Source organism: Pedobacter sp. GSP4, assembly GCF_051857575.1.
Taxonomy (GTDB): domain Bacteria; phylum Bacteroidota; class Bacteroidia; order Sphingobacteriales; family Sphingobacteriaceae; genus Pedobacter.
Genome location: NZ_JBPZIR010000001.1, coordinates 522038 through 544361, shown reverse-complemented (window position 1 = coordinate 544361; position 22324 = coordinate 522038). Strand labels below are relative to the sequence as shown.

General features: G+C 45.2%; 18 protein-coding genes. All 18 read right to left on the bottom strand.

What is annotated here, in order from left to right:
- Positions 1-119: 119 nt before the first annotated feature.
- Positions 120-626, bottom strand: a complete 507-nt coding sequence (locus ACS5PU_RS02230) for a hypothetical protein (protein WP_439457634.1) — start codon at positions 624-626, stop codon at positions 120-122.
- A complete protein-coding gene (locus ACS5PU_RS02225; RefSeq protein ID WP_439457633.1) occupies positions 604-4248 on the bottom strand; it encodes a DUF6443 domain-containing protein in 3645 nt (1214 codons plus the stop codon). Before ACS5PU_RS02225 ends, ACS5PU_RS02230 begins: the two co-directional genes overlap by 23 nt.
- Before the next feature lie 24 nt (positions 4249-4272).
- Positions 4273-8103 carry a PKD domain-containing protein gene (locus tag ACS5PU_RS02220; RefSeq protein WP_439457632.1) on the bottom strand — a complete coding sequence of 1277 codons (3831 nt, stop codon included), beginning with the start codon at positions 8101-8103 and terminating at the stop codon, positions 4273-4275.
- Positions 8104-8379: 276 nt separating this feature from the next.
- The gene (locus ACS5PU_RS02215) at positions 8380-9519 is read right to left on the bottom strand and encodes a type II secretion system F family protein (RefSeq protein ID WP_439457631.1); all 1140 of its coding nucleotides are present in this window, start codon (positions 9517-9519) and stop codon (positions 8380-8382) included.
- 1 nt (position 9520) lies between these two features.
- Positions 9521-10003: a hypothetical protein gene (locus ACS5PU_RS02210; protein WP_439457630.1), complete on the bottom strand. Its 483-nt coding sequence runs from the start codon at positions 10001-10003 to the stop codon at positions 9521-9523.
- On the bottom strand, positions 9978-10343 hold the full coding sequence (locus tag ACS5PU_RS02205) for a type II secretion system protein (protein ID WP_439457629.1): 366 nt from the start codon (positions 10341-10343) through the stop codon (positions 9978-9980). Before ACS5PU_RS02205 ends, ACS5PU_RS02210 begins: the two co-directional genes overlap by 26 nt.
- Positions 10331-11569 (bottom strand): hypothetical protein, encoded by a 1239-nt coding sequence (locus tag ACS5PU_RS02200; protein WP_439457628.1) that lies wholly within the window; start codon positions 11567-11569, stop codon positions 10331-10333. The genes ACS5PU_RS02205 and ACS5PU_RS02200 overlap by 13 nt, the downstream gene beginning before the upstream one ends.
- A 98-nt stretch (positions 11570-11667) precedes the next feature.
- Entirely contained in the window at positions 11668-12291 is a 624-nt protein-coding gene (locus tag ACS5PU_RS02195; RefSeq protein WP_439457627.1) for a toxin-antitoxin system YwqK family antitoxin, read from the bottom strand.
- Positions 12292-12786 (bottom strand): hypothetical protein, encoded by a 495-nt coding sequence (locus ACS5PU_RS02190; RefSeq protein ID WP_439457626.1) that lies wholly within the window; start codon positions 12784-12786, stop codon positions 12292-12294. It abuts the gene before it with no gap.
- A 5-nt stretch (positions 12787-12791) separates the two neighbouring features.
- Positions 12792-13730 (bottom strand): hypothetical protein, encoded by a 939-nt coding sequence (locus ACS5PU_RS02185; RefSeq protein WP_439457625.1) that lies wholly within the window; start codon positions 13728-13730, stop codon positions 12792-12794.
- Position 13731: 1 nt separating this feature from the next.
- Positions 13732-14574 carry a LytR/AlgR family response regulator transcription factor gene (locus tag ACS5PU_RS02180; RefSeq protein ID WP_439457624.1) on the bottom strand — a complete coding sequence of 281 codons (843 nt, stop codon included), beginning with the start codon at positions 14572-14574 and terminating at the stop codon, positions 13732-13734.
- 407 nt (positions 14575-14981) lie between these two features.
- Positions 14982-15527 (bottom strand): hypothetical protein, encoded by a 546-nt coding sequence (locus ACS5PU_RS02175; protein WP_439457623.1) that lies wholly within the window; start codon positions 15525-15527, stop codon positions 14982-14984.
- 1 nt (position 15528) lies between these two features.
- Complete coding sequence (locus tag ACS5PU_RS02170) at positions 15529-16716, bottom strand: hypothetical protein (RefSeq protein WP_439457622.1); 1188 nt, start codon at positions 16714-16716, stop codon at positions 15529-15531.
- Between the two features lie 2 nt (positions 16717-16718).
- Complete coding sequence (locus ACS5PU_RS02165; protein ID WP_439457621.1) at positions 16719-18671, bottom strand: type II secretion system protein GspD; 1953 nt, start codon at positions 18669-18671, stop codon at positions 16719-16721.
- Positions 18672-20096 carry a GspE/PulE family protein gene (locus ACS5PU_RS02160; protein WP_439457620.1) on the bottom strand — a complete coding sequence of 475 codons (1425 nt, stop codon included), beginning with the start codon at positions 20094-20096 and terminating at the stop codon, positions 18672-18674.
- Complete coding sequence (locus ACS5PU_RS02155; RefSeq protein ID WP_439457619.1) at positions 20086-20613, bottom strand: hypothetical protein; 528 nt, start codon at positions 20611-20613, stop codon at positions 20086-20088. Before ACS5PU_RS02155 ends, ACS5PU_RS02160 begins: the two co-directional genes overlap by 11 nt.
- The gene (locus ACS5PU_RS02150) at positions 20613-21029 is read right to left on the bottom strand and encodes a type IV pilin protein (RefSeq protein ID WP_439457618.1); all 417 of its coding nucleotides are present in this window, start codon (positions 21027-21029) and stop codon (positions 20613-20615) included. The genes ACS5PU_RS02155 and ACS5PU_RS02150 overlap by 1 nt, the downstream gene beginning before the upstream one ends.
- Positions 21030-21272: 243 nt before the next feature.
- On the bottom strand, positions 21273-21905 hold the full coding sequence (locus ACS5PU_RS02145; RefSeq protein ID WP_439457617.1) for a hypothetical protein: 633 nt from the start codon (positions 21903-21905) through the stop codon (positions 21273-21275).
- Positions 21906-22324 lie beyond the last annotated feature (419 nt).

Sequence of the window (22324 nt, the reverse complement as noted above, 5' to 3'; positions counted from 1 at the left end):
AGCACCTTCAAGATCAATGGAACAGCAGAACCTCAACATCTCTGCTGTCCCAACAGCTCGACCGGTCAAAAACACAGCACAAGCTATCATTTACAAATCTCCCTTATTTGCTTGCCTTATCAATGCTGAAATGCAAGAATTTCACTTAAGTCTAAAGCCTCCCTTAAAACATAGAAGTTAACTCCATCTACATTCAACATTATTGCTTTTGAATTTATTCGATCCTTATCTATAAATGGATATTCTGATTCAGTAAAAGACAAATGCGCAAGGTCCAATTCTTCAGTTACAGACTTCCATTTCAGAAACCAAAGTAGTTTAACGGGATATGTAGTCAAAATAAGTTTATCACTTGTCACAATAACTTCATTAACTGTATGACTAATAACTTTCCCTCTAAACAATGTTCTGCCATAAATGTAAATAATAACCGCAACCGAAATAGCGATTGACAACAAAATCGATAGAGTATTATTTCTAGTATTTATAAAAATTGCGTACTGCATAAACAATCCAAAACAAATCCCAAAAACTACTTCTAAAATAGCATTTTTTTGTAGTGCATTAATCCAATTAGTGAATTGTGAATTAGATTTGACTATTTTATTTTTGTCCCCAGTTTCCATAATTTCCAACTGTATATAAATTTGATGTAATACCAACCAATGAAGCAGCTCCATTCAAAGAATTGGGGCTTCTCAATAATAATTCCCATGCACTTCCATTGCCGCCTGTCATAAAAAATGTTGCTATGTCGTTAGTTGCACCTAAGGCTATTTGCATTTTCCCGACCTCCGAAAACTTCCCACGATCTATTAATTTCCCAACCATTCCTCCCAGATTACTTGGTAAGGCATTACCAACTTCTTTGTTTGCGGTTAAATATGCTGTTAATCGGGCAGTATTCATCCCAATTCTGTAAACCCCATCGATAATCATGGCTGTGCTAATCCCTGCTGTGAATGCCTCACCACCTACTCCCAAGATAACTTCTGCTACACCACCAATAATTCCAATTGTCGCGTCAATTGCCCCACGCTTGTCAATTCCCTCTTTTTCACTTCCTGCCGGTCGCCGAGTGTTTTTTTCTTTTCCGACGAATATTCTTGAATACTCTCCACTTACGCCATTTTTTATAATTGGCTTACCCTGACCATCCCGAAAATAAAAGCCTGTGACAATGTAACCATATTTATCAGGCTGTAATGCAAGGGTACCTGTTTTGTCGTAAAAAGCTTGAGCAGCCGATTCATAATCTTGTGCCCAGCCATTCATACCCCAAGTGCCATTCTCGCTCATGAGACCAGCACCTTTCGTAAAGCCCTCTAGACTAGATCCAAAGGCGCTAAAGCCAGATTCAGAGTTCCAAGAAGCGCCATATCCTTTTGTATAAGAAAGAGCACTATTCCAAAAATCTGCATATTGACCAGTGACGGTATTAGCGGCCTTGTCACCCAATGGATCATTGAAAATGACCGGATTATTCAGTGCATACTGATAACCAGTTAAACTTTCGCTCGCTTCGGCAATCGGATCGACCGCAATAAAACGCCCTAAAGCCGGATCGTACATCCGGTAAAAGGTTTGCTGCAAATCTGGCATATCGCCAAAATCATCCTGCCATTCGGCACCGCCGTTGTACAGTTTTTTGTTAGCTGCTGTGGGCAGCGTATTGCCCGGCATGCTTAAACCAAAAGGGTAATAGCTATTCTCCTGCCTTACCACGGCCACACCGTTCTGCTCTTCAAAGCTCACCCGCGCATTGCCCTGCTGATCCTGGATAATGTATTCCGGTTTTAAGCTGCCCGAATTATTCCTTACCCTTCCTCCGCTGCTGCCAAAATAGGCCAGTATACCGTTCTCATAAACAAAGCCGTCAATGTAATCGGTTGTCTTGACCAGGCTGCCATTATCAATTGCCTGCTTACGGATCAAGGCACCATCCGCACCATATGTATAATCAATATAGCGGCCAGCAGCGTTCGTAATGGTAACCCGCTCGGTACGGTTTAACACGTTATAAGTTAGCGCCAGCCCTTTTTTGGTATCGGCCATCAAATTGCCATTGTCGGCATAGTTATAAGCATCGGCCGATCCTGTCAGGTTCTTGAAACCAAACACATTATAATTCCCGCCAGAACCATCGCTTACATTATTCAGCCTGTTACCATCATAACTGTAAGTCAAATCGTCAACCGCGGTAATATTGCCGTTCAATATCGCATTGCGCTGTAAAGATAATATATTTCCGTTCAGGTCGTAACTGATATTTTTTTCATCAAAAGCACCTATACTGCCCCAGCCATTCCCCGCTGCACGGTCGGCATAATTCGCCGCAGTGAGCCTAAGTAGGGCATCGTAATTAAAACGGTAACTTCTTTCGTTGCTATTGGTAACGCCCGGAGCATTGGTTTTCCATTTAACGGCAGATAGCAGCCCATTATAATAGCCGGTATTTCCTAAACTGCCATCAGTTTGCTCGTAAAGCAGCTCTAGGCCAAAAACATCATTGGCATCGTCGTTCCTGCTATCAACAGTAAGTGTACTGTTGTTCAAACTGGTTAACTGCCCCCTAATGTTGTAGCGGTAATCTACCGATTGCAGGTAGCTGCCCCCTCCATTGGTACTGTGCAGTTTTTTATCTACCAACTGCCCCAGCTCGTTGTACTCATAAGCGGCTACCCGTATGGCAGCAGCACCGTTGTAACTTTCATCAACAGTTTTCAGGCGGTCCATGTGGTCAAAGGCATAGGCTGTTTGTATAGTTACGGTTGTCGCTGCCGAGTGGCTTATTTTAGTCAGTGTAGTTTTACCTGTAAAATCACGTACAAAGGTTTTAACCGAGGCCAGGTTTACATCTAACTGGTTATTGCTCCGTGTTTGTATCAACTGCCCTTTCCGGTCGTAAAACATTACACTGCTCAGCCAGATATTGGACAGGCCATTACCTACGGTACGTTTACGTACCACCGTAGGCAGGCCGGCAATGTTCTCGGAGACCTGCCCCTCGCCAAGCCCCTGGGCCTGAAAAGCAAAATCTGCAGCGCCATTACCGTCCAGGTCATAATCATCAAAATAACTGTAGGCCAGTGGCTCTAGGTTTACTGTAGGGAAGGTGTTGTTACTGTAATAGCCGGTGGCCGCATCGCCATTACGCACCTCAAAATAACCATTGCTATAATTTAAGCCCAATACATAGGCCTGTAATGCTGCACGGCTATTGCCATCGGTATAAATCCCCTGACTGATGGGGGTTTGTCGGCTATCGTACTTAATGTAGTTCCATTTACCCTGTGCACGCAGGTTTCCATCCTGAACCAGTATCATGCGGTCCATGCGGTCATACACCATATAAACAGGTGTACCACCAGGAACTGTCCTCGCTATTGGCCTTCCTTTTTCATCGTATACATAGCTAAAAATTAATTTGGCCAGTTCCGTTTGCACCAGGCTATAATTCCCAACCGTTTCCATAAATGCCGTGGCCTTTGGCGGAATGATAAAAAGCAATTGGCCCAGGTCATCGTAAACATAATAGGTGTTGAGCCAGCTTACCCCGCCCTGCCCAAACCATTGCCTTTTAAGTATAGTTTGCCCGGCAGCATCGGTGTAAACGGCAGCCTTTGCGCCACTTTCGTCCGTAATTGTAGTCACATTTAAGGTTCCTACTGGCCAGGTACCTGCATCGCTACCATCGGGCTGCCACCTGCGTACAGTTTCGGCATTGGTATTGGTACCATAAGCCAGTATTTTATCGTGCTCGCCCGGCTGAAAGCCTGCGCCGACGCTACCCTGTCTCAGAACGCGCTGTAAAGGACTGTTCTCGAACAGCTGCTGCGAAAAAGGATTGGCATCGGTAGCTGTTTTTTGGCCGCTGGTATTGTAAAAAGAGGTCTGCTCCCCTAAGGCATTCGCCCTAAAGGCCCCATTGTTATTTGCCGAGGCATAAGGCAGATAGCCTATGCTTTCGCGCCCCATATTATCGTAACTTCTGTGCTGAACGAGGTCTTTACCATTAGGGCTACCGCCTACAGCAATTACCTGTTGTGCTCTGCCAAAACCATCGGTATATGTACGGGTTACCTGTTTTTGTGCTGTACTTAAACCGCTTAACTGTGCTTCGGTAAAAACACCTGGCACTTTAACGATTTCCTGCTGCACAAATGATTTATGCTGTGCATAGCTTGTGGATATGCCAATTAACATGCTGCACCATAACAGCAGTAAGTGGGATAAATATCTTTTCATTGTCTTTAATTTAGATAGAGGCTTTTATTCAACTGAGGGTGGTACGCAGATCTGTGTATCTGTACCGATTGTTAGGCTTTCTTTTCCAGTAAGGTCTAAATAAAATTCATAAATGTTTAAACCCGGTTGTGAAGAAAGACAGCTAGCAACAATATTGGTGTTGTTAGGCCCTTTAGCCACAAACTGTATACTTCTATAGCCATAAGGATTTGAACCACTGTATGGAGAAGAGGAAACTCCTACCCTGATGGTATAGGCACCAGGTCCAACATTTGCCGTTCCGGAACTAAACTGGCTCTGAGAAAACTGCTGCACAATCTGGCCGTTCTGATAGAAAGTAAGCATCATATCGCCTGAACTGGAGTATAGCTTAGTATTGGATACCGCTGGCAAAGAAACCCTTATATTCTGAGTTACGGTAACCGAACCGTAATAAGGTGAGGATTTGGTCACACTTGCGGAGTAATTGCCGACCTGGGTATAAGTATGTACTACACCAAAGGGACTGGAAGAAACCACTGTTGGGCTTCCATCGCCAAAATTCCAGGTATAGGTTAAACCATCCCCGTTGAATATAGGATAGCTGGATATTGAAAGGTATACCGCTTCATTTACCACCTGATCCTCATTCATAGAGAAAACAGGTGCAAACTGATCTTGGTTGGTACCCAAAATATAAGTTGTTTTCTGCACCAGGTTGCCATCCCGATCGTATACCCGTTTCAACCGGTTTACCGAATCGAAATCGTATTTGGCTGCGGCGCCATTATCGGATACCGTAGCTAGCTTGTTTTCGGTAATCGCATCGTAATTGTTTACCTGCACACTCGCCTCTTCGGGCTTAAACACAATATCATCGATCAACATGGCAGTGGCTCCCCATAACCTCACCTTAAACTCCTGGCCCATGGCTTCTACCGGAATGCGCAACTGATAATGCTTCCAGTTGGCATCGGCGGTTATCCCCGTCGAACTGCTCAGTACCTGACTAGTGCTTAGGTTGGTTACCGTAGCTTGCAAATTGCTAGCTGTACCTGTGTTGATCCATGCCGATAAAGTATAGAATTTGGCACCCACCTTTTTCTTTACATTTCGGGATAATACTGTTGATGGGCTAGTAAAAATGCTCTGTAAACCGCTGTGCGCTGTGGCTGAACCCTGTGCCGTAGTTTCAGGCCAAAGGCCAGCCAGGTTACCTTCTTCGAAATTGCTGTAAAGTACTTCATCATGCCTTGCATTGGCTATATTGGCCAAGGTTAACCTTGAGTAATCATCGTAAAGGGCTGCGTTATAACGGCCTTTTGTATCATTACCCGATAACAGCTGTCCATAGAAGTTATAATCCGTAAAATTTGCGGTTGCAAAATACCTGGAATCGTTGGTAAAATTACCGGCTTGGATATTGGAAAACTGAAAATCGGTAACACCGGCAGCGTTCCTGAAGCTAAGTGTTTTGGCAGGCTGCTCACCACCCGGGTTAAATACTGCAAACCTGGCCAAACTGGCCGAAACAGTTTTATTTAGCCCGCCGCGTTCAACCTGGTTAATGGTTTCTATTGGAATATTGATGTTCTTCGCGACCATACTTTTAATCGCCAATGATGCCGAATCGGTGGCCACAGTGGCATCGTAATCTTTTAGGTACTTGGTAAGTACACGCAATACCCTTCCATCGCCATTCTGCGATTCTACCTTGGTTGGGTAAATGTGCCCGTTCCCCTGATAAGCATAGGTAGTGGTAGCCTGCTTTTGCTGGCCGCTGGCCACATCAAAGCTGAATTCCTGCTTTTGCTGGATCACACTTTCAACACCGGTTAATACATTGTATTTGGCATAGGCCAGTATACCGTTATTGTATTCGCGCCTAAAGGCTGGTATGGACTGTGCACTGCCGGCCCGGGTAAAGGAATAGATAGTCTCTAACAGTTTTTGCCCTGCTTCGTTATAAACCCTTTCGCGGCTGGGCATTCCCCTTTCAAAACTGACATCCATGTTTGGTATAAAGGGGTAAAGGTCGCGGTCGTTGTTCAGTACACCTCCCGATCCGCTACAACCGGCTATATTGGTAATCCCCCTTGTCCAGTCAGGCCCCGCGCTAAGATCGAAATGGGTGGCCGGCAGTGAAAATTCGGAAGTGGTATAACCCTGTCCGGCAATGCTTTCTTTGAAGAAACTGTACATCACCCCATCTTCGGCCTCCGAAAGATCTTCATCAGAGCGCACAATGGCATTTTTCCAATCTGATTCAGGGTTTAGGGTTAGTGCCGAAGGCCGTAGGAAAGCATATATAGGTAAGGATAAAGCTCTACCGCTCGTGTGGCCCGTAGCCGGATCGGTATAGCTATAATTAACCACTTTTTGTACGCCGGGAACGCCCAGGTCGTAAGTCGTTAACTTTTTAACCCTTATGCCACTACCGTACATATCTGCTCCGGCCTGGGGATCGAAATAGGTATTGGGTTCGTATTCAATTTCTGTTGTGCCACCATCCAACAGGCTCACTTTGGAAAGGCTCCCAGTAATCAGTGCTGCCGGGTAAACTGCCCGGGAATTTCCACTCACCGAGTAAGGATAATTCGCTGCAAGGGAAGGTACCTGTTCATACCTGAACCTTTCCATGCCTGCCGTCCCAGGGTTGATCAACACTTCTGGCAACAGCGAATTGGCCGGAGAAGCATTGTAATATCCCCAACGGTCCAACTGGTTGGAACTCGAATCGGGCAAAGTGGTAAAAACTTTTTGTAAGGCACCCACCGAAAGGCCGTTGTATTCGAAACGGTAACGCATAGCGCTTTCTGCCGAGTTTTCCCTAAACTCTTTTAAGAAATACCGGTGGTATTCACTATTGGGTACGTAAGCCTGGTCATAAAGCAGGTTCCAACCACGTCCTGGCCCAGAAATTGAGGCCAGCAGCGGCATATAGGTCCGCGCATTATATTCATAGGTAAAAGTAAATTTCGAAATATCATTAATGGCATCATCCGTGATGTAATCAATTCCGGTCAGCATCAAGGTAAACGACCCATCCTCAACATAAAACTGGTTGGTTTTGGTTGTGGTATTGCCAATATAAAAGCCGTAATATTTCCGGCTTACCCGGTAGTCGTTCTGGTAAGGAGCATACCTAAAGGTTATTTCGTTGCCATTGTTATCTTTTATGGAGGTAAGGCACCACTTGCTCCTAAAGTTTACCGACTGTGATACATCATACTTCCGTTTGAAAAACTGGATACCAGCTGGGTTGGCCGATCCTGCTTTTCTACCAATCATTTCAGACATACCAAAGGTATAGGTAAGTCCCTGATCGTTGGTGATCTTAAACTGGTCGATACCGGCCCAATCAGTAGTATAGCTTACTTTGATATCGCGGTATGGAATGGTTTTGGGCTGGTGGCTGCCATCAAAAAAAAGCTTGCAGGAAAGCCCCGGAACACTGATATTGAAAACATCGGGCTCGGTATCTGATAAATCGCCCAGGTTATTGGCGATATAACTATGGTCTGCACCTTCATCGTTACAGGTACCCTGATTGCCATCGTTGGCGATAGTGAAATTATTGATTTTGATGGCGTTGTTATTATAAAGCCATCCTTTCGAGTTATCGGCGAGGTCGTCAGGTACGTCGCGCATTTCGCGGGTAATCGCACCTCCAGCCGAAATCTGCCAGTTCATTCCGGCCGAGCCCTCAATATCTTTGGCCCGAACACCGCTACCGTAGTAAAAAAGGGAAATCGGCACGGTAATTTTACCCCGTTTAAGGGTATAAATCGGGATGTTAATGGCTGCCGCTCCTGAAGACTGATTGACGCTGACGATCTGCGCACCGGACACACCGGCCTGAAGCAGGATTGCCATGAGGCAAAAAAGCTTAAAGAGCGCTTTTAGATTTTTCATAAAATTAATTTGATGCTAAAGTAATTTCAGGCTGTCTTGATAACAGCCCTCCTATCGCACTAAAATCAGCTAAAAAAAGAATGCCGGAAAATCTTTTTGACGAACTGCACCTATTTTAACATGAACACGCGTTTGCAGGTGACGAAATTTTTCTGACAGCAGATTTTTGTGGCCATTTCGTTAACCTCACGAGTAAATACCTTCAGCAGGCATCAGCCTGTTTTTCTGTTTTTATCCTCAAAAGGTACTGCTCATCTGGAACATGGGCAGGTACATCGCTATCAGGATTACCCCAACTACCAGGCCCAGAAAAATAATGATCAGCGGTTCCAAAAGCCCGCTAATGGCATTGGTTTTATACTCTACCTCTTCAGTATACTGTTCGGAGAGCTGTTCAAAAAAATGTTCCAGTTTGTTTACTTCCTCTGCGATACGGATCATCTGGATGAATTTAGCCGGATAAAATGGATATTTTGAGAGTGCCATAGACAGGCTACTGCCCAGAAGAATATCGGCCTTGGCCATTTTAAGAGATTGCTCTACCGGATAGAAGGTAATCATCTGTCCAACCAGATCCATGGCCTGCAATAAAGGTGTATTGGTTTCGGTAAGCAGCCTCATGGTGTTGGCAAAACGTGCCAGATAGATTTTTCTGGTAATCTCTCCAATAACGGGTATCCGCAACAAAACCAGCGCACTGTACTGCTTGAACCAAAGTTTTTGCCTGCTGGCCATGACGATGGTAACCAAGACCAGAACAAATCCCAGTAAAAAAAAGATGTAACGGTCGAACCAGGCTGAGAAGCTCACGATAAGTGAGGTTAGATAAGGCAGTTTGCCCCCGAAACGCAAAAATACATCGGCAAACATGGGCACTACGAATTTGATCATGAAAAACACAGCAGCAAAAGAAGTGGCCAATACCAATAGCGGATAGGTAATTGCGCCAATAATCTTCCTGCGCTGACTGATCTTAGCTTTATAATATTTGGCCAGTTCTCCAAGTACCTCTGCAAGCCTGCCTGTTTCCTCTCCGATACGGACACTGTAAAACTCATAGGCGCTGAATTTCACTTCAGCCTGCATGGTTTCAGATAGCGATTTTCCGCCGATTACCTGTGCCTGGATGGAATCAAAAAGTGCCACATCTTTTTTTTGGGTGTAAGAGCCCGCCGTCAGCTCGAGTGCAGAACGGATATCGATCCCCGAACGGATCAGCGTGCCCAGCTCATTATAGAAAGCTTCTTTCTTCCGGTCGCTCAGCTGCCCGTTTCCAAAAGAAATATCCTTTGCCAATAAACTGGAGATGCCGGCTTTCGGTGTGTGCTTAGCGGCTTTTCTTTTTTTTCCGTATCCGGATATATCAACTGTGGGCATATTATCTGAATAAATCCTGTGAGCTATAATTTTTCTTTAATACCAGGGGGATCCTTGCGCCCTTTTCCAGCTGAAGTACCAGATTTATGTGGTCAACAGTATCTCCCAACGCTGCCGCGCTGCCTTCAAAGCGGAAATAAGCCTCTGTTGCCGCCAGGTCAAAACTGTCTGTACGCAAGCCCAAGGCATCTCTAACAATCTTTGCACCATTAAAGCGGTAGCTGATGGTCAGGCTGTCCTGCTTTACCGCTATCCCATCATCGGTACGAACAATATAATGCCCTTTGTCTAAATCGCGTGCCAACGTAGTTTCGAGGGTCAGGATATCCTGTGCATTTTTGTTCCTGAGCTCAAAATCGCCGAAGTAGCTCCCTATCAGGCTGTAGGCCGAATAACAGATACTGATGCATATTGCGGCGAGCAACATGGCTACGGCTACCTCCATTAGGGTATAGGCATTAATCCTGTTCTTTTCTCCGATCATCGTTTAGCAAAACCTTTATACTGTCCAGTAACCTACCCTGCTCGCTGGCCCTTATGCTCAGCCTGTACATTCCTGCGATTCCGCTTTCCATGCGGACCATTTCATAGGATACACTATCAATCTGCAATATTTCGCTCTCATCCAGTCCTTCTGTGCCGACCTGTTTAACGAGCACTTCCATCTGCGCCTGTACCTGCAGCTTTTTGATTGAAATACCGCCTTTTAGCACATTGCTGAACACACCGATAGCAATAGTAAAAGCCACCATGATAACCACCATCGCAATGAGTACTTCCACAAGCGTAGAAGCCTCTATTTTCTCCTTTATCAGTTTAACCATAGCAGTATTTTTTTTTCATTGCCGGATGCCTTGAATACCTGCGGAGAGAGGTAATGCCTGTCTCTGCCCTTTCTGTTTAGCAGCACATCTACCAAAAAGTTTTCGTATAAGGTTGTAGGGGTCTGCATCACAAAGCGGTTGCAGGAGGTTTTTCCCTCCACCTCAGCGCCTTTGGCCAGTTTAATGATGCCTGTAGAATAAAGTTCACCCTTGATCTTTGCGCGGTCGGAAAGGCTGACCATGGTCTGGAGCGGCGTTCTTTTGGGTTCATAACTGAAAACGCTGCCTGAAACAATCACATCCTTTCCGATGGTTATCTTTGACTGATCTACCATTTTCTCTTTCGCCACCAGTCCCAGTACTGAAGGATAATCCAATATGGTCCTATCCCCCAGGGTAATGGAGTCGCGTGCAAAAAGCTGACAGCTGCCCCTGAAACCTTCCTCTACCCTAATGCTCCTTGCGTATACCACCGTGTTCTCTAAGCGGGCCTGGCCGGTAATTATTATTGTGGTATCCGAGTAAAGCACAAGTTTTCCCGATAGCATACCACTTAGCTTTGCCCCCCCTGGGACAGCAAATATTTTTGTCGCTTTCAAAAATGGGATATCCAGATTTCCATAAGGGAGGGTTACCATTCCTGAAACACTTTTGTCCAGTTCACGATTTATCGCCGCAATCAGGTCCTTATCCAGCGGAGTCAGTGTTTTTCCGCTTTCCATAACCTTTCCATAAACCAATTGGGTACCCGAGTACGACCTGTTCTCCACGTAGGATCTGCGCATCCCTGATCTGGGCACCACTGCATCTCCGAAAATCCTCGTATCCCCGCTCACCGACAATGGCCGGTCTTCATCGCTCAGGTAAAGGGCAACCTGGTCTTTCCCAGGATCCATCCCCATCAAAAAAACACGGCTCAGCGTATCCGATGAGGTAAATGCGCGGATAACCGAAAGTGGAAAAACACCCCAATAAGAGCAATCTATTTCTACACTATCTTTGCCTTCCCCCAGCAGATCTATACTCTGCTTACCGGCCGTAATTTTCTCCTTAGATTTAAGTACATATCCAATTGCAGAGGACATATTACGCTCCAAGCGTACCCTACGCCGTTCTTTTAAGTTTCCTTCCCGGTAATAGGCAGCAACCATGATCAGCGACGCGCAGATTACCGCAATTAAAAACGCAGAGATAACTGCAAAATACAGTGCCCCCGCCCTTAGCATAAAACACGCTGGTGAATAGGGTAAACAATTTCCATTTGTAGCTGGTGGACATTCCATTGGGTGCACTGGTAATTCATTGCTATACTAAGCTTATATCCTCACCTCAGGGAAGCAGGATTCTGCTGTTTTTTGCCTTTCTTAAATATCCTGTTGATCCAGGTTTTCGCAAAAAATGGCTTTTGGGGAACGGGCTTTCCACTTTTATAGCGCGTAATGCGTACACTATCTGGGGATACGTGCCTTTCCAGTTTTCCATTGATAAGCCCGTTCCTGTATTTTCCCTTTTCCAACAGCAATCCATTTGGGCCATATTTTTCAAACCGGCCGTCCATCCTCCCATGCAAATAGTGGACTACCGAATCTATAGTCCCCTGTTTGTTCCAGCTTTTCCACTCGCCGGATTTAAGGCCCATTTGGAAATTTCCCTGAGCCTTTAAGGCCTTGTTCTGATAAAATTCCTGATATGGCCCATCCAGCAGTTTCCCGCTATAGCCGCCCTGGGTCCAATTAATGCTGTTGCCACCGAACCAGGCGTACTTCACATCCTTTTCTGCCGGTTTTGATCCCTTCTTTGGCGGGCGCACCCGGAAAACCGATTTGTACCCATCGAGGTGAAGCGTGTGGCTATAACTGTCTACATCAAAATAGTCAGTGGTGTGCTGCGCCATGGCGGCTACACTGAACACCGCCAAATGCAATAAGGTTATATATAAAAATTTCATTTACTTAATTGATAAATAACGGCTCTCGCCACCATATTCTACCTTGACTGAATCACCCACACGCCTAATGAACTTTAGTTCGCCACCACTCTGGCCTTCTGTGAGCATAATCTCCCTGCCCTTTACATTGATAATGGCTACGTGCCTGCACTGCGCTGCATTGTAAAGCTGTCCGATGTATACAATTCCCGACCAGTCGGTTCTCGGTTTTGCCAATACAGGAGTGGGCCGGGTCAATATGGGCTGTTCAGTTAAAACATTTTCGGCTGCAACTGCGGTGTATCCTTTTGAAAAGGGGTCACTGTAAGAAAGATCGAGTATAACCGTGTCCCGGGCATGATCAACCAGGTTAAAATAGGTTTTCTTAACTGCCTGCTGAGGAATGGGGCCAATATCTTCTGCGGCCATGCCCGAAAACACCCTGTAAAAGATGATACCCCATACCACTGCCACGGCGCAGATTAAAAGATAGGTTGTTCCCTTTTCTTTCTTCATCTGATTTATTGCACTGTAAAGGTTCTCATCTCACTAAAGGTGCCCATGTTTCCAGCTCGGTCAAAGCCCCTTACCCTCCACGTTACAGTTTCGCCTGGATTGCCACCATCAAAACTGATCTCGGTTGCCGTAACACTTTTTGGATAAGCAGAGCTGTAAGGTGTCTCCCCATCGCTTTTATAGACCCAAACCTCATATTTTTCTGCATCGGATATTTTGTTCCAAACCAGCCGAACTGGAGCGGTCACCGCTTGCTTGTTCAGTGGCGTACTCAATTGCGGCTTTTCAGGTCCGGTTGTATCAAAAACAATTGTTCTTACGGTACTCCATTTTGAGTTTTGGCTTGGATTTTCGGCCCTTACCCTAAACTGGTAACTTCCCTCAGCAGTTAAGGTATGCAGAAAAGAAAGGTTTTCAGTAGTAATATTGAGGTCCATATTCTTTTCATCCTGAAAATTGTTCCGGTCTACCTGTAGTCGGTAGTTGGCAGCGCCGAAGAGTTTGAGCCACTCAAACCTGACCTGTGGCCTGGATACGGCCATTCCGGTAGCTGGAAGGCTTAGCTGCAGTATCTGGTCGCTCAGGGTTGAAGGGTAAATGGTCAGCATCCTGTTCGCATACATGCCGGTGCTGCTGCCATTCTCTGCCCTTACCCTCCATTCGTATTTTCCCGGATCAAGGGTGTAGGTAAATTTATCTTTGTTGATGAGCGTATCCAGTACCAGCCTGGCTACACTGTCGAAGTGCGGTGAGACAACCTGTAGCCGGTAGTAAAGTGCATCTGCAACCGGGTTCCACCAAAAGGTTTGCTGATAGCTGTTGCTTTCCAACCTGTTGGCCGGCGCAAGCACTTCGATCCCCCGATCACTGATCGAAGGTTCTATAAATTCACTACAGCCCATCACAAGGGTCATTAACCCGATCAAAAGTATTTTGTTCTGCATGTTACACCTGTATAAAAATTTCAGCCGACACCAGTGCCATGCCAGCTGCCATACCCGTGTATAACAGCCACAAGGCCAACCTGGAATAGGGTTCCAGCTGCACGCCTGTTTTTTGCTTCCTGATCATCTTTTGTGCTTTTTTCTCGTAAAAAGCTTTACGGTAGGTGTTTCCAATGGGGAGCTTCTCATTTTCGTTGCCGTTCATGATCAGGATATTGCCTTCAATGGAGGTAATTTTTTCATCATTTATGATAAATGATTTGTGGATCCTGCTGAACGAGGGTCCGCAAAGGGTATCTTCCATTTCCTTCATCGAATTGTGACAGGAAAAACGCTGGTTGTTTTCCATGTGCAGTACAACATAATTCTGCATGGCCTGTATGTAAATTAGCTGTTCGCATTTAATGAGCACTTCTTTGAATCCTTTTGAATCGGCCTTGATAAAAAAAGAATCGATAGCGGGTATCCTAACCTGGAGGTTCACCAAGCTGACCAATTGGGCCAAGTGCTCAAATTTGTTAATGCTTTTGACAAACCGGTTAAAGGGTACCGGTTTGATCAGGTAATCGAATGCGAAATGTTCAAAGGCGGCAAATGCCTGTTCTGTTCCGGGGGATACAAGTACAACAGAAGAGAATTGCCTGATCCTTTCCAGCCAGTTATCCTGCCCACCGGCAAGTGCAGAATCGATGAAAACGATATCCGGCCTTAGGGAATATACCGCATCAAAACGTTCGGGCCGCTGAACCGAATAGCCTCTGAGCGTTGTAAGTGGATAATCGGTAATATAAGTACAGAGTGATTCTACGGTGGAAAGTTCACCGATCACGTAACAGCTGATCATTAGAGCGTATTTAGGTATTTGTTTGTTTATAAGAAAAGTGAAATTAAAACTGTCTTCAAAATACGGTCAATGCCGGTTCCTGAATAAAAAAGCAGGCATTGTCGGACCCCTTGAAACAAGGGCCTTATCGGTAGAGCATAAATTTGGCGAGCGCATAGTTACTAGTAGTTTATGGGCGACAATATCCCAATAAAAAAAATCATTACAAAAAAATAGGCGACAAAAAAGTTAAAACCAACAATACACTCGTGTAAAGCATAAATTACCAGAGATAACCGGCTTTTACCACGTAAAAAACAACTCAAAAACAAATAAAATTGACTATCTTATACTACAATCAAGAAATACAATATTCTAGACGATCGCCATTTTCCAAAGGATAGGTTTTTATCGTTTGGTTTTCTGGGCTATCTTTCTTCCGCGGCCAGCCTGATTTTGAGTATCAACACCTTTTTTTCTTCGGTGCCCCCGGTTGAAGCCTCGGTGCCGATTTTTGCAGAGGCAATCCTTCCAATACCCTTAGCCTTTGAAACGGTATCGAGCAGTTTTACCAGGTTAGCATACCCGCCCGAGAAGCTGAAGCGGTCAAGAACTATCGAGCTATCCACCACTGAAGTATCCAACATCCCCTTGATATCCTCCGGAGAAAAACTGATCGAAACCCCTGTTGCAATTGCCATCCCCGAAACAGATTGCCAGAGCCTGTTTTCCCGCTCATCTGCCTTTACCCTGTAAGCTTTAAGCACCGACAGGTAAAAACCGTGCTCCCGTTCCAATTGAGCAATAGCAGTGGCTGGTTCCCCGCCCAATATAGCAGTCTGTTCAAGTTGGCTATGTAGCATGAAAGCAGAAATGGCCTTTTTAAACGAAAGAACATAGGCGAGATAAATGGTGAAAACCATTAAAAAACCCATTATTATTTTCTTAGCCTTAAGGCTTAAATTTTTTAACATATCAGTAATTGATCAAAAGACTGAAGAGATAACTTTCGGATTCATTATCCTGCTGATAACGCAGCAGTTTGACACTGTGCACCCATTTTCTTTCTTTCAGCTCGAATATCCAGTTGTTTACGGATGGCAGGCTGCTGGTTTCTCCCGATATCCTGATTATATTGCCAATTTCAGCCGGCGAACCTGTTTTTTTTTCTTCACCAAAAGCCAGCTCTTTTAGTTGCAGCAATCTGGGCCTTGTTCCTCCGATTTCATTGAGCAGAAAGGCATAACTGTAGCCTCCGTTCCAGCCCAACCGTTCCAGTTTTGCCTTTTGAAGGGCAATATCCTTTCTCAACAGATCTCCCCTGTCTGCAGCGGCACTGAGGTTTCCAGCCTGCGCATTTAATGCCGTATTTTCACTGTTATAATAGCTCAAAACCAAAAAACTGATCAGCAGCAGCCCTAAAAGAGAGAAGATAAAAACCGAAGCTGTTTTTCGGAGTGCATGATTTCCCAAAAAAGCATGAAAAGCCTGATCAACGTTCTCATGATCGGTTTTGACCAGCTCGACACGGTCGTGCAGGAAAAGCTGAAAGGCCAGTGCATAGGGCAATAGTGCATAAGATGGCACTTTACCCCCGCCGAGAGCGAAATCAACCTCTTCGCTATGTGTTCCGGTGTATAGATAGCCTCCCAAAGCTCCCATTTCGGAAACCTGAAAGAGGTGTCCATCAACCTGAAAATCTGTACCTTTTTCCGTTATCATCTCCCAGATACCTGTAATGGCCAAACCGCCGAGGCTAAGTGAATAAACCCGCATGCCTGCGGCCTTGAGCTTGCCAAGTATATCATCGGCCTGTGATTTCCGGACTATACTCACCCAGCTACCGTCCTCTAAGGGACACTCCTGTACATAGAAGTCTTTCCTTTCAACAGAGGGGAATACCTCTCTAAAAAGGCCTTCTGTTTCATTCCCCTTGCTTATGGCGAGCTTATGGATAATCCCTTTTCCGCTCAGCGTAAGTGCCAGCGGGTATTTTCTCGGGATCGATTCCAGCACCTTGACCAAAGATCCTTCAATCTGGTGATATTTGCCAATGTTTAAAAGATTTCCCTTTTTGCTTACTATAGCATAGCTGCAACGGAAGCTTGCGTCGGGCAACAGCTTGATCTCTATCCCGAGCAAATGTTCAAATGGGGCGAACATGATCAGTACAGGATTGTAGGTTTGATAAACACCAGGGTAACCACTTTGTTATTGGATTTTTCCCTGCTGCTGAAGAGCCATTTAAGAATAGGGATACGTGAAAGCACAGGAACCCCGGAACCGCTTTCGTTACTTTCCGTTCTTTCGAGCCCTCCCAGCACGATCATATCCTCATTCCGTGCCCTGATCATCGAGGTGAACTTACTGGTGGATTTGGGGGGTGGTGCATTCAATGGCGGATTTCCGATAAAATCGGAAATATTCACTTTGATGTTCAGGGTCACCTGGTCATCGCCAGAAACCACTGGCCTGATATCTATCTCCAGGTTGGCGTTTACCTCGGTAAACTGCTCGGTTACCACGGTCTGGGCATTGAGCGAGGGTATTACGTTCTGGGTACGCTGGCTGTAAAAACGGGAACTTCCGATGCTCAGGCTGGCCGAATGACCATTGAGTGTAGACAGTTTGGGTACAGAGCGGATATCGACGTTGCTGTTGTTTTCAAGGGCACTGAGCTTGACATAAAAGTTCGGGGTTACCCTTCCCAGGTTTACAGAACCATTACGGCCCAACCTGGAAAGGAAATTATTGATCGAATTGGCTCCAAAAGTATAATCTATCCCGGGCAGAATGGTACCGCCGGTTCGTACACTGTCCGATACACCAGCAGAAATTCCCGTCTTTACTGTTTTCCCTTTCCTCACATCTACGAGCGTAACTTCGATCAGCACCATGGGTACCACACGGTCGATCTGTTTGATATAATTCTCGATCTCATTAACCTGTGGCGAAGCGCCTGAAAGCAGCAGCGTATTCTGCTCCCTGAACTCTTTGATCTCAACCCCTTTTTTCCATTCGGTCGGTATCATTGTCTGTATCGTATCCAGCGAACGGTGCTGCAGCTGTACAATCCGGTTGGACCTGAGCCCCTCCAGCCTGCGATCGCCTATAAGATAAACCCCGCCATCCTTTTTATAGGTATACTCGGTACCCTGTAACAACGCAGTCAGAAACGAATCATAACCGATGCCGCTGAGCCTGGTGGTAACTGTACCCTTGATATCTGAATAGATAAAATAATTGGCACCCGCTTCTGCCGAAGCAGATTTGATCAGATCCAATATTGGGGCGTTGAGCGCATCCACACTTACCGTACGGTTGCCCTGCGCATCCCTTCTCGCATTCAGGTTGAAATTCCCCAATGAATTGCCGGCGGCGGGACCCGAACCACGGTTGGATCTTTTTACTGCCGTGGCATTATCACCATTGACATAAAGTTCTTCCCCCTCGCCAAGTGGCTGAAAGATAAATACACCATCATTGGTACGGTTCATCTTCAGGTCGTTGGCATAGGCCAGTTTCTCCAGTGCCACCTCAAAAGGTGCAGCTGCAATAAAACCACTCACCCTTTTGCCCATCAGGTTTACCGGAACAACCACATTTTTCTGCGAGAGCTCGCTGATTTTTTTAGCTACCTGGCTCAACGTATCGTTATTGAGCTCAAATCCCAGGTATTCGTTAGAAGAATTATAATTTATCTTGATTTCCCTGGGTGGTATGGCTGCTTTGGTAACTGCAGCTTTGCTTACCGACATGATCGAGCCGATCAGGTTAATATCCAGGTCGTATTCCTTAACCAGGAACAGCAGCACGTTGAGGGCTGTTTCATTCCTAAAATTGGTGTAGATCTTAAAGTTCAACTGCGGATCGATGTTGATGTTCAGGTTGTTCGCCTGCGCAAGTGCCCTTAAAAACTCCTGGGCGGAGGCACCCGAAATGGACAGCTGCACCGGTTGGTTGAGCCCCGGAACGGTGACGGCGAGATTCTTCAACCGCTCTGTAACAGCAGTGAGCCTTTGCCCCTGCTCGGGCACCTGTGCATAAGCGGTACCAATAACTGCTACTGCAAATAAGAGCATTAAAACTGCCTTAAAAAATATATTCCTGTTCTTCATTTAACTCGTTAACAATAATGGGTAAATTTCTTCCAAACTGGTGAGCCCCTGCACAAAGAGCGAAAAGGCATTCAGCGAAAGGGTACTGATCCCTTTTTCGGCCAGAATTCCGTCAACAGCCATATTGCCATTTCTGATATGGGCTGCAAGATCAGCATCAATAGGCACAACTTCATAAACCGCTTTGCGGCCGCTATAACCTGTATAATAACAGGCTGCACAGCCGCCGGCCACAAAATGGTGTTGTACTGTTTCGGGTGGCCTGAACTGTCTGGGATAGCGCCCTGCATCCAGAGGCTCCCTGTTTTTACAGGCCGGACAGAGCAGCCTTACCAAACGCTGTGCTACCGTGGTATTCAGGGTATTGGCGACTAAGAAACCGGGGATTCCCATATCGGTCAGACGGGCTACAGTTCCCCATGCCGAGTTGGTATGGATTGTGGAAAGCACCAAATGGCCCGTCAGTGCAGCCCTGATGGCCATATTGGCTGTTTCAGGATCCCGGATCTCGCCCACCATGATCACATCAGGATCCTGCCTGAGAAATGTACGCAACGTTGCCGCAAAGCCGAGGCCGATGTTTTCCCTCAGCTGTACCTGGTTTATCCCTTCCAGGGTATATTCTATGGGATCTTCGATGGTAAGTATATTCCTGGTACTTTTGTTCAGCAGTTTCAGTGTTGCATATAGCGTTGTTGTTTTTCCTGAACCTGTTGGGCCACTGATGAGGATAATGCCATTGGGCCGCTGCACGCCCTCCATGTAATGCTGCCTATCTTGCGCGGAAAGACCCAAAGTATCTAAAGCTATATCGGTACTGGTGTTATTGAGCAGCCTGAGCACCACTTTTTCACCATATAGTGTGGGTAGTACCGAGACCCGGATATCGAAAGTAGACTGTTTGGCCGAGCGGTATTGTATCCGTCCATCCTGCGGCAAACGCTTTTCGGCAATATCCAGATTGGCCATGATCTTGATTTTGTTGATCAATGCCGGGTAGTCCTTCTTTTCGATCTGGTAGCGTTCGATCATCATACCGTCTATCCTCACTCTCACCCTCGCCCGTTTCTCAAAAGTTTCAATATGGATATCACTGCTCTTAAGCCGCCTGGCCTCCTCAATGAGCACCTGAAGAAAATCTTCATGCTGCGAGATTACCGATATTCCTTCAGGTTTATCTTCTTGGGAAACATCGCCTAAATAATACCTGGAAAGCAGCCTGCTAAGTTCTTCATGCTCCAATTGAACCAAACTGACCCTATAGCCCAATACAACCTCAAGTTCCTCCCTGAGGGAATGCTCATCCCCCTTTCCATCCCAATACAATGCCAGCGGGCCGTCTGTCGTGTTCTCTTTGGGAAACACTCTGTACAGCATCGCGGTTTCTTTGGAAACCATTGCCAGTACCTCCTGTCTAATATCCATCAGGTAAGAGGTTAAATAATGAAACACCTGAACGGAAATCAAATGCTGTTGAAAAATGACCAACAGTTAAAACCAGCATCAGTAATAGGGCCTGGTACCCCGCAAGCGGTATTTTACTGCCATTCACTTTTGCTGTTTTCCGAAAAAGCAGGCTCAACAGGATCACCAGCATCAAACTAGCCACATAAAAAAACACATAGTTCAAAAACGGGAAGGCCGGTGAGATGCACAAAAGATAGAGCAGATCCCCAAGGCCCAGATAACCGTTAAAAATATTGGTTAGCCTACCAACTCTCAGGGAGATATAAGCCGACAACAGAAGCACCTGGAACAAAATAAAAGACACATTGGCTGCTGCATACCTAATTCTATCTGCAACAGTGCCACCCAGATAAGCCTCTGCTATGATAAGGAATAACAACACTGGAAACAGCCACCAATAAATTCCCCTGTACCTAAAGTCTTGATAGGCCATTGCAGCCAATACCAAAACCATCCCACCCTGTACCAAAAACATTAGTCTGCTATAATTTCTTTTAGGTTTTTATCCTGATCGATCTGCCAGACATTGAAAGTCCCATCTCCGTCAAAATCAGCTACTGCAGTGGCTTTGACAGTAAAAGTATTATTGGAAGCGGCAACCACCTCAATCCTATAGTTGGCCTTTCCATCCTTGGCGTCAGCGGTCAATTTCTCCTGAATATAACCGATTTCGGTAAGATCAGCCGAATATTTGGAATGCTCATAAAAGAAACTCTGTTCTAACTTGGCCACATGTTCCAGTTGCAGTTTAGCCTCCGTTGTTTTTGCCTTGGTAATCAGCGGCATCAAATTAGGTAGAGCAAGCAAGATCAGAATGCCGATAATGGCAAGCACAATCAGAATCTCAGTCAGTGTGTAAGCATCAATTTTTTTATTGGTGTATATTTTCATTGGTTAAAATGTTTGGCTTTGGTAATAGCCCAAAGGGATATTACAACCGCGAAAGGTGCGCATAAAATCAGAGAAATACCAATATTTTTGACGAACGAAAGGAATCAGGTGACGTACTGCGGTTTTGGAGTGACGAACGATTGTTGAACCATTAGATTCAGAATGCTTAATACCGTGTCCGAGGCCAGATCATACAGGTCCAGTACAGGATAGGGCAATAAATTTCAGACCGAAATTGTATTTCTAAGCACCATCCCTGAGGATATCCTGTAATTCGAGATCAAGCTTTTCAATCTTATATGGATCATGCGTAATTTTATAAAGATTTTTATCAAGATCAACCCCATAAAAATCGCCGTCTGCAATCTCCATTACATGAAAATATTCCTTATTATCCAAATGGACTGCATAAATATCGTTGGGATTGACCAGTTCCAGTTCTTCCGGTAATAGTACTTTCTTGACTCTGTCAAAATCGATATTATCACGGAACCGCATTTTCCTATTTTTAACATCAATTTGCTTTACATCAAGTTCAAACTTTCCCGGTTTGTTTATGGAATATCCATCCACCGTTCCGAAAGAGAAGAAAATAGAAAATTCAAGATAGGTCCTTGACATGAGATCAAAGACCCTGATTCCATAAACCTCAAAATCGCGTCCTTTAGGGTCATGTACCGCATTATATATATCCGCATCGCGCGTAAAACCAACATAACCGGGAATGGCAGCATTGCCAATTGAAACCCCTTTTAACAGTCCCAAGGCGATGTGCCCGATATACATCTTAAAATCCTGCGGTAAAGCGCTGAGTGTATTCTCGAGAAGCTGAACTTCCCAAGATTGAATTTTTTTTCTTTTGAATAATCCAAACATGTAAATAATTATATTTATTCGTGCTCTGGTTCAGCTTCGAACAGCTTCATTTTCCGGTTTATCGGCACCTTGCTTCATTTTGAACATATCTCCACCAAAAACACACACCCGCCGTGCCTGCTGAAAAAACAACTCCTGATTTTAGCAATTTTTAAGATATCTGGCCAAGTCAGGTCCCGATCATAACTTATAATTAAAGTGAAATAAAACGTTTTACCGCTTATGTATACAATACTTAGAAATTGTACTTTCCGCAAAAAAGCTAAATCGAGTAATGAAATTAATTCGACTTATTTGTGCATGTTTCAATGAAAGTTTGGAGGCTCAAAGTTCGTGATAATGAGGAATGATATCTATTGCAGTTTCGGAAACCGAATTCACTACACCTGCAGCCTTGACGCAAGGGACAAAAAAATCGA

Coding starts and splice junctions, on each gene's coding strand:
- ACS5PU_RS02200 (WP_439457628.1), bottom strand. CDS start 11,569: ATGCTAAGGGCGGGGGCACTGTATTTTGCAGTTATCTCTGCGTTTTTA.
- ACS5PU_RS02180 (WP_439457624.1), bottom strand. CDS start 14,574: ATGATCAGCTGTTACGTGATCGGTGAACTTTCCACCGTAGAATCACTC.
- ACS5PU_RS02165 (WP_439457621.1), bottom strand. CDS start 18,671: ATGAAGAACAGGAATATATTTTTTAAGGCAGTTTTAATGCTCTTATTT.
- ACS5PU_RS02195 (WP_439457627.1), bottom strand. CDS start 12,291: ATGAAATTTTTATATATAACCTTATTGCATTTGGCGGTGTTCAGTGTA.
- ACS5PU_RS02190 (WP_439457626.1), bottom strand. CDS start 12,786: ATGAAGAAAGAAAAGGGAACAACCTATCTTTTAATCTGCGCCGTGGCA.
- ACS5PU_RS02205 (WP_439457629.1), bottom strand. CDS start 10,343: ATGGTTAAACTGATAAAGGAGAAAATAGAGGCTTCTACGCTTGTGGAA.
- ACS5PU_RS02145 (WP_439457617.1), bottom strand. CDS start 21,905: ATGTTTGGATTATTCAAAAGAAAAAAAATTCAATCTTGGGAAGTTCAG.
- ACS5PU_RS02150 (WP_439457618.1), bottom strand. CDS start 21,029: ATGAAAATATACACCAATAAAAAAATTGATGCTTACACACTGACTGAG.
- ACS5PU_RS02185 (WP_439457625.1), bottom strand. CDS start 13,730: ATGCAGAACAAAATACTTTTGATCGGGTTAATGACCCTTGTGATGGGC.
- ACS5PU_RS02175 (WP_439457623.1), bottom strand. CDS start 15,527: ATGTTAAAAAATTTAAGCCTTAAGGCTAAGAAAATAATAATGGGTTTT.
- ACS5PU_RS02225 (WP_439457633.1), bottom strand. CDS start 4,248: ATGAAAAGATATTTATCCCACTTACTGCTGTTATGGTGCAGCATGTTA.
- ACS5PU_RS02215 (WP_439457631.1), bottom strand. CDS start 9,519: ATGCCCACAGTTGATATATCCGGATACGGAAAAAAAAGAAAAGCCGCT.
- ACS5PU_RS02230 (WP_439457634.1), bottom strand. CDS start 626: ATGGAAACTGGGGACAAAAATAAAATAGTCAAATCTAATTCACAATTC.
- ACS5PU_RS02170 (WP_439457622.1), bottom strand. CDS start 16,716: ATGTTCGCCCCATTTGAACATTTGCTCGGGATAGAGATCAAGCTGTTG.
- ACS5PU_RS02210 (WP_439457630.1), bottom strand. CDS start 10,003: ATGATCGGAGAAAAGAACAGGATTAATGCCTATACCCTAATGGAGGTA.
- ACS5PU_RS02220 (WP_439457632.1), bottom strand. CDS start 8,103: ATGGCAATCCTGCTTCAGGCCGGTGTGTCCGGTGCGCAGATCGTCAGC.
- ACS5PU_RS02160 (WP_439457620.1), bottom strand. CDS start 20,096: ATGGATATTAGACAGGAGGTACTGGCAATGGTTTCCAAAGAAACCGCG.
- ACS5PU_RS02155 (WP_439457619.1), bottom strand. CDS start 20,613: ATGTTTTTGGTACAGGGTGGGATGGTTTTGGTATTGGCTGCAATGGCC.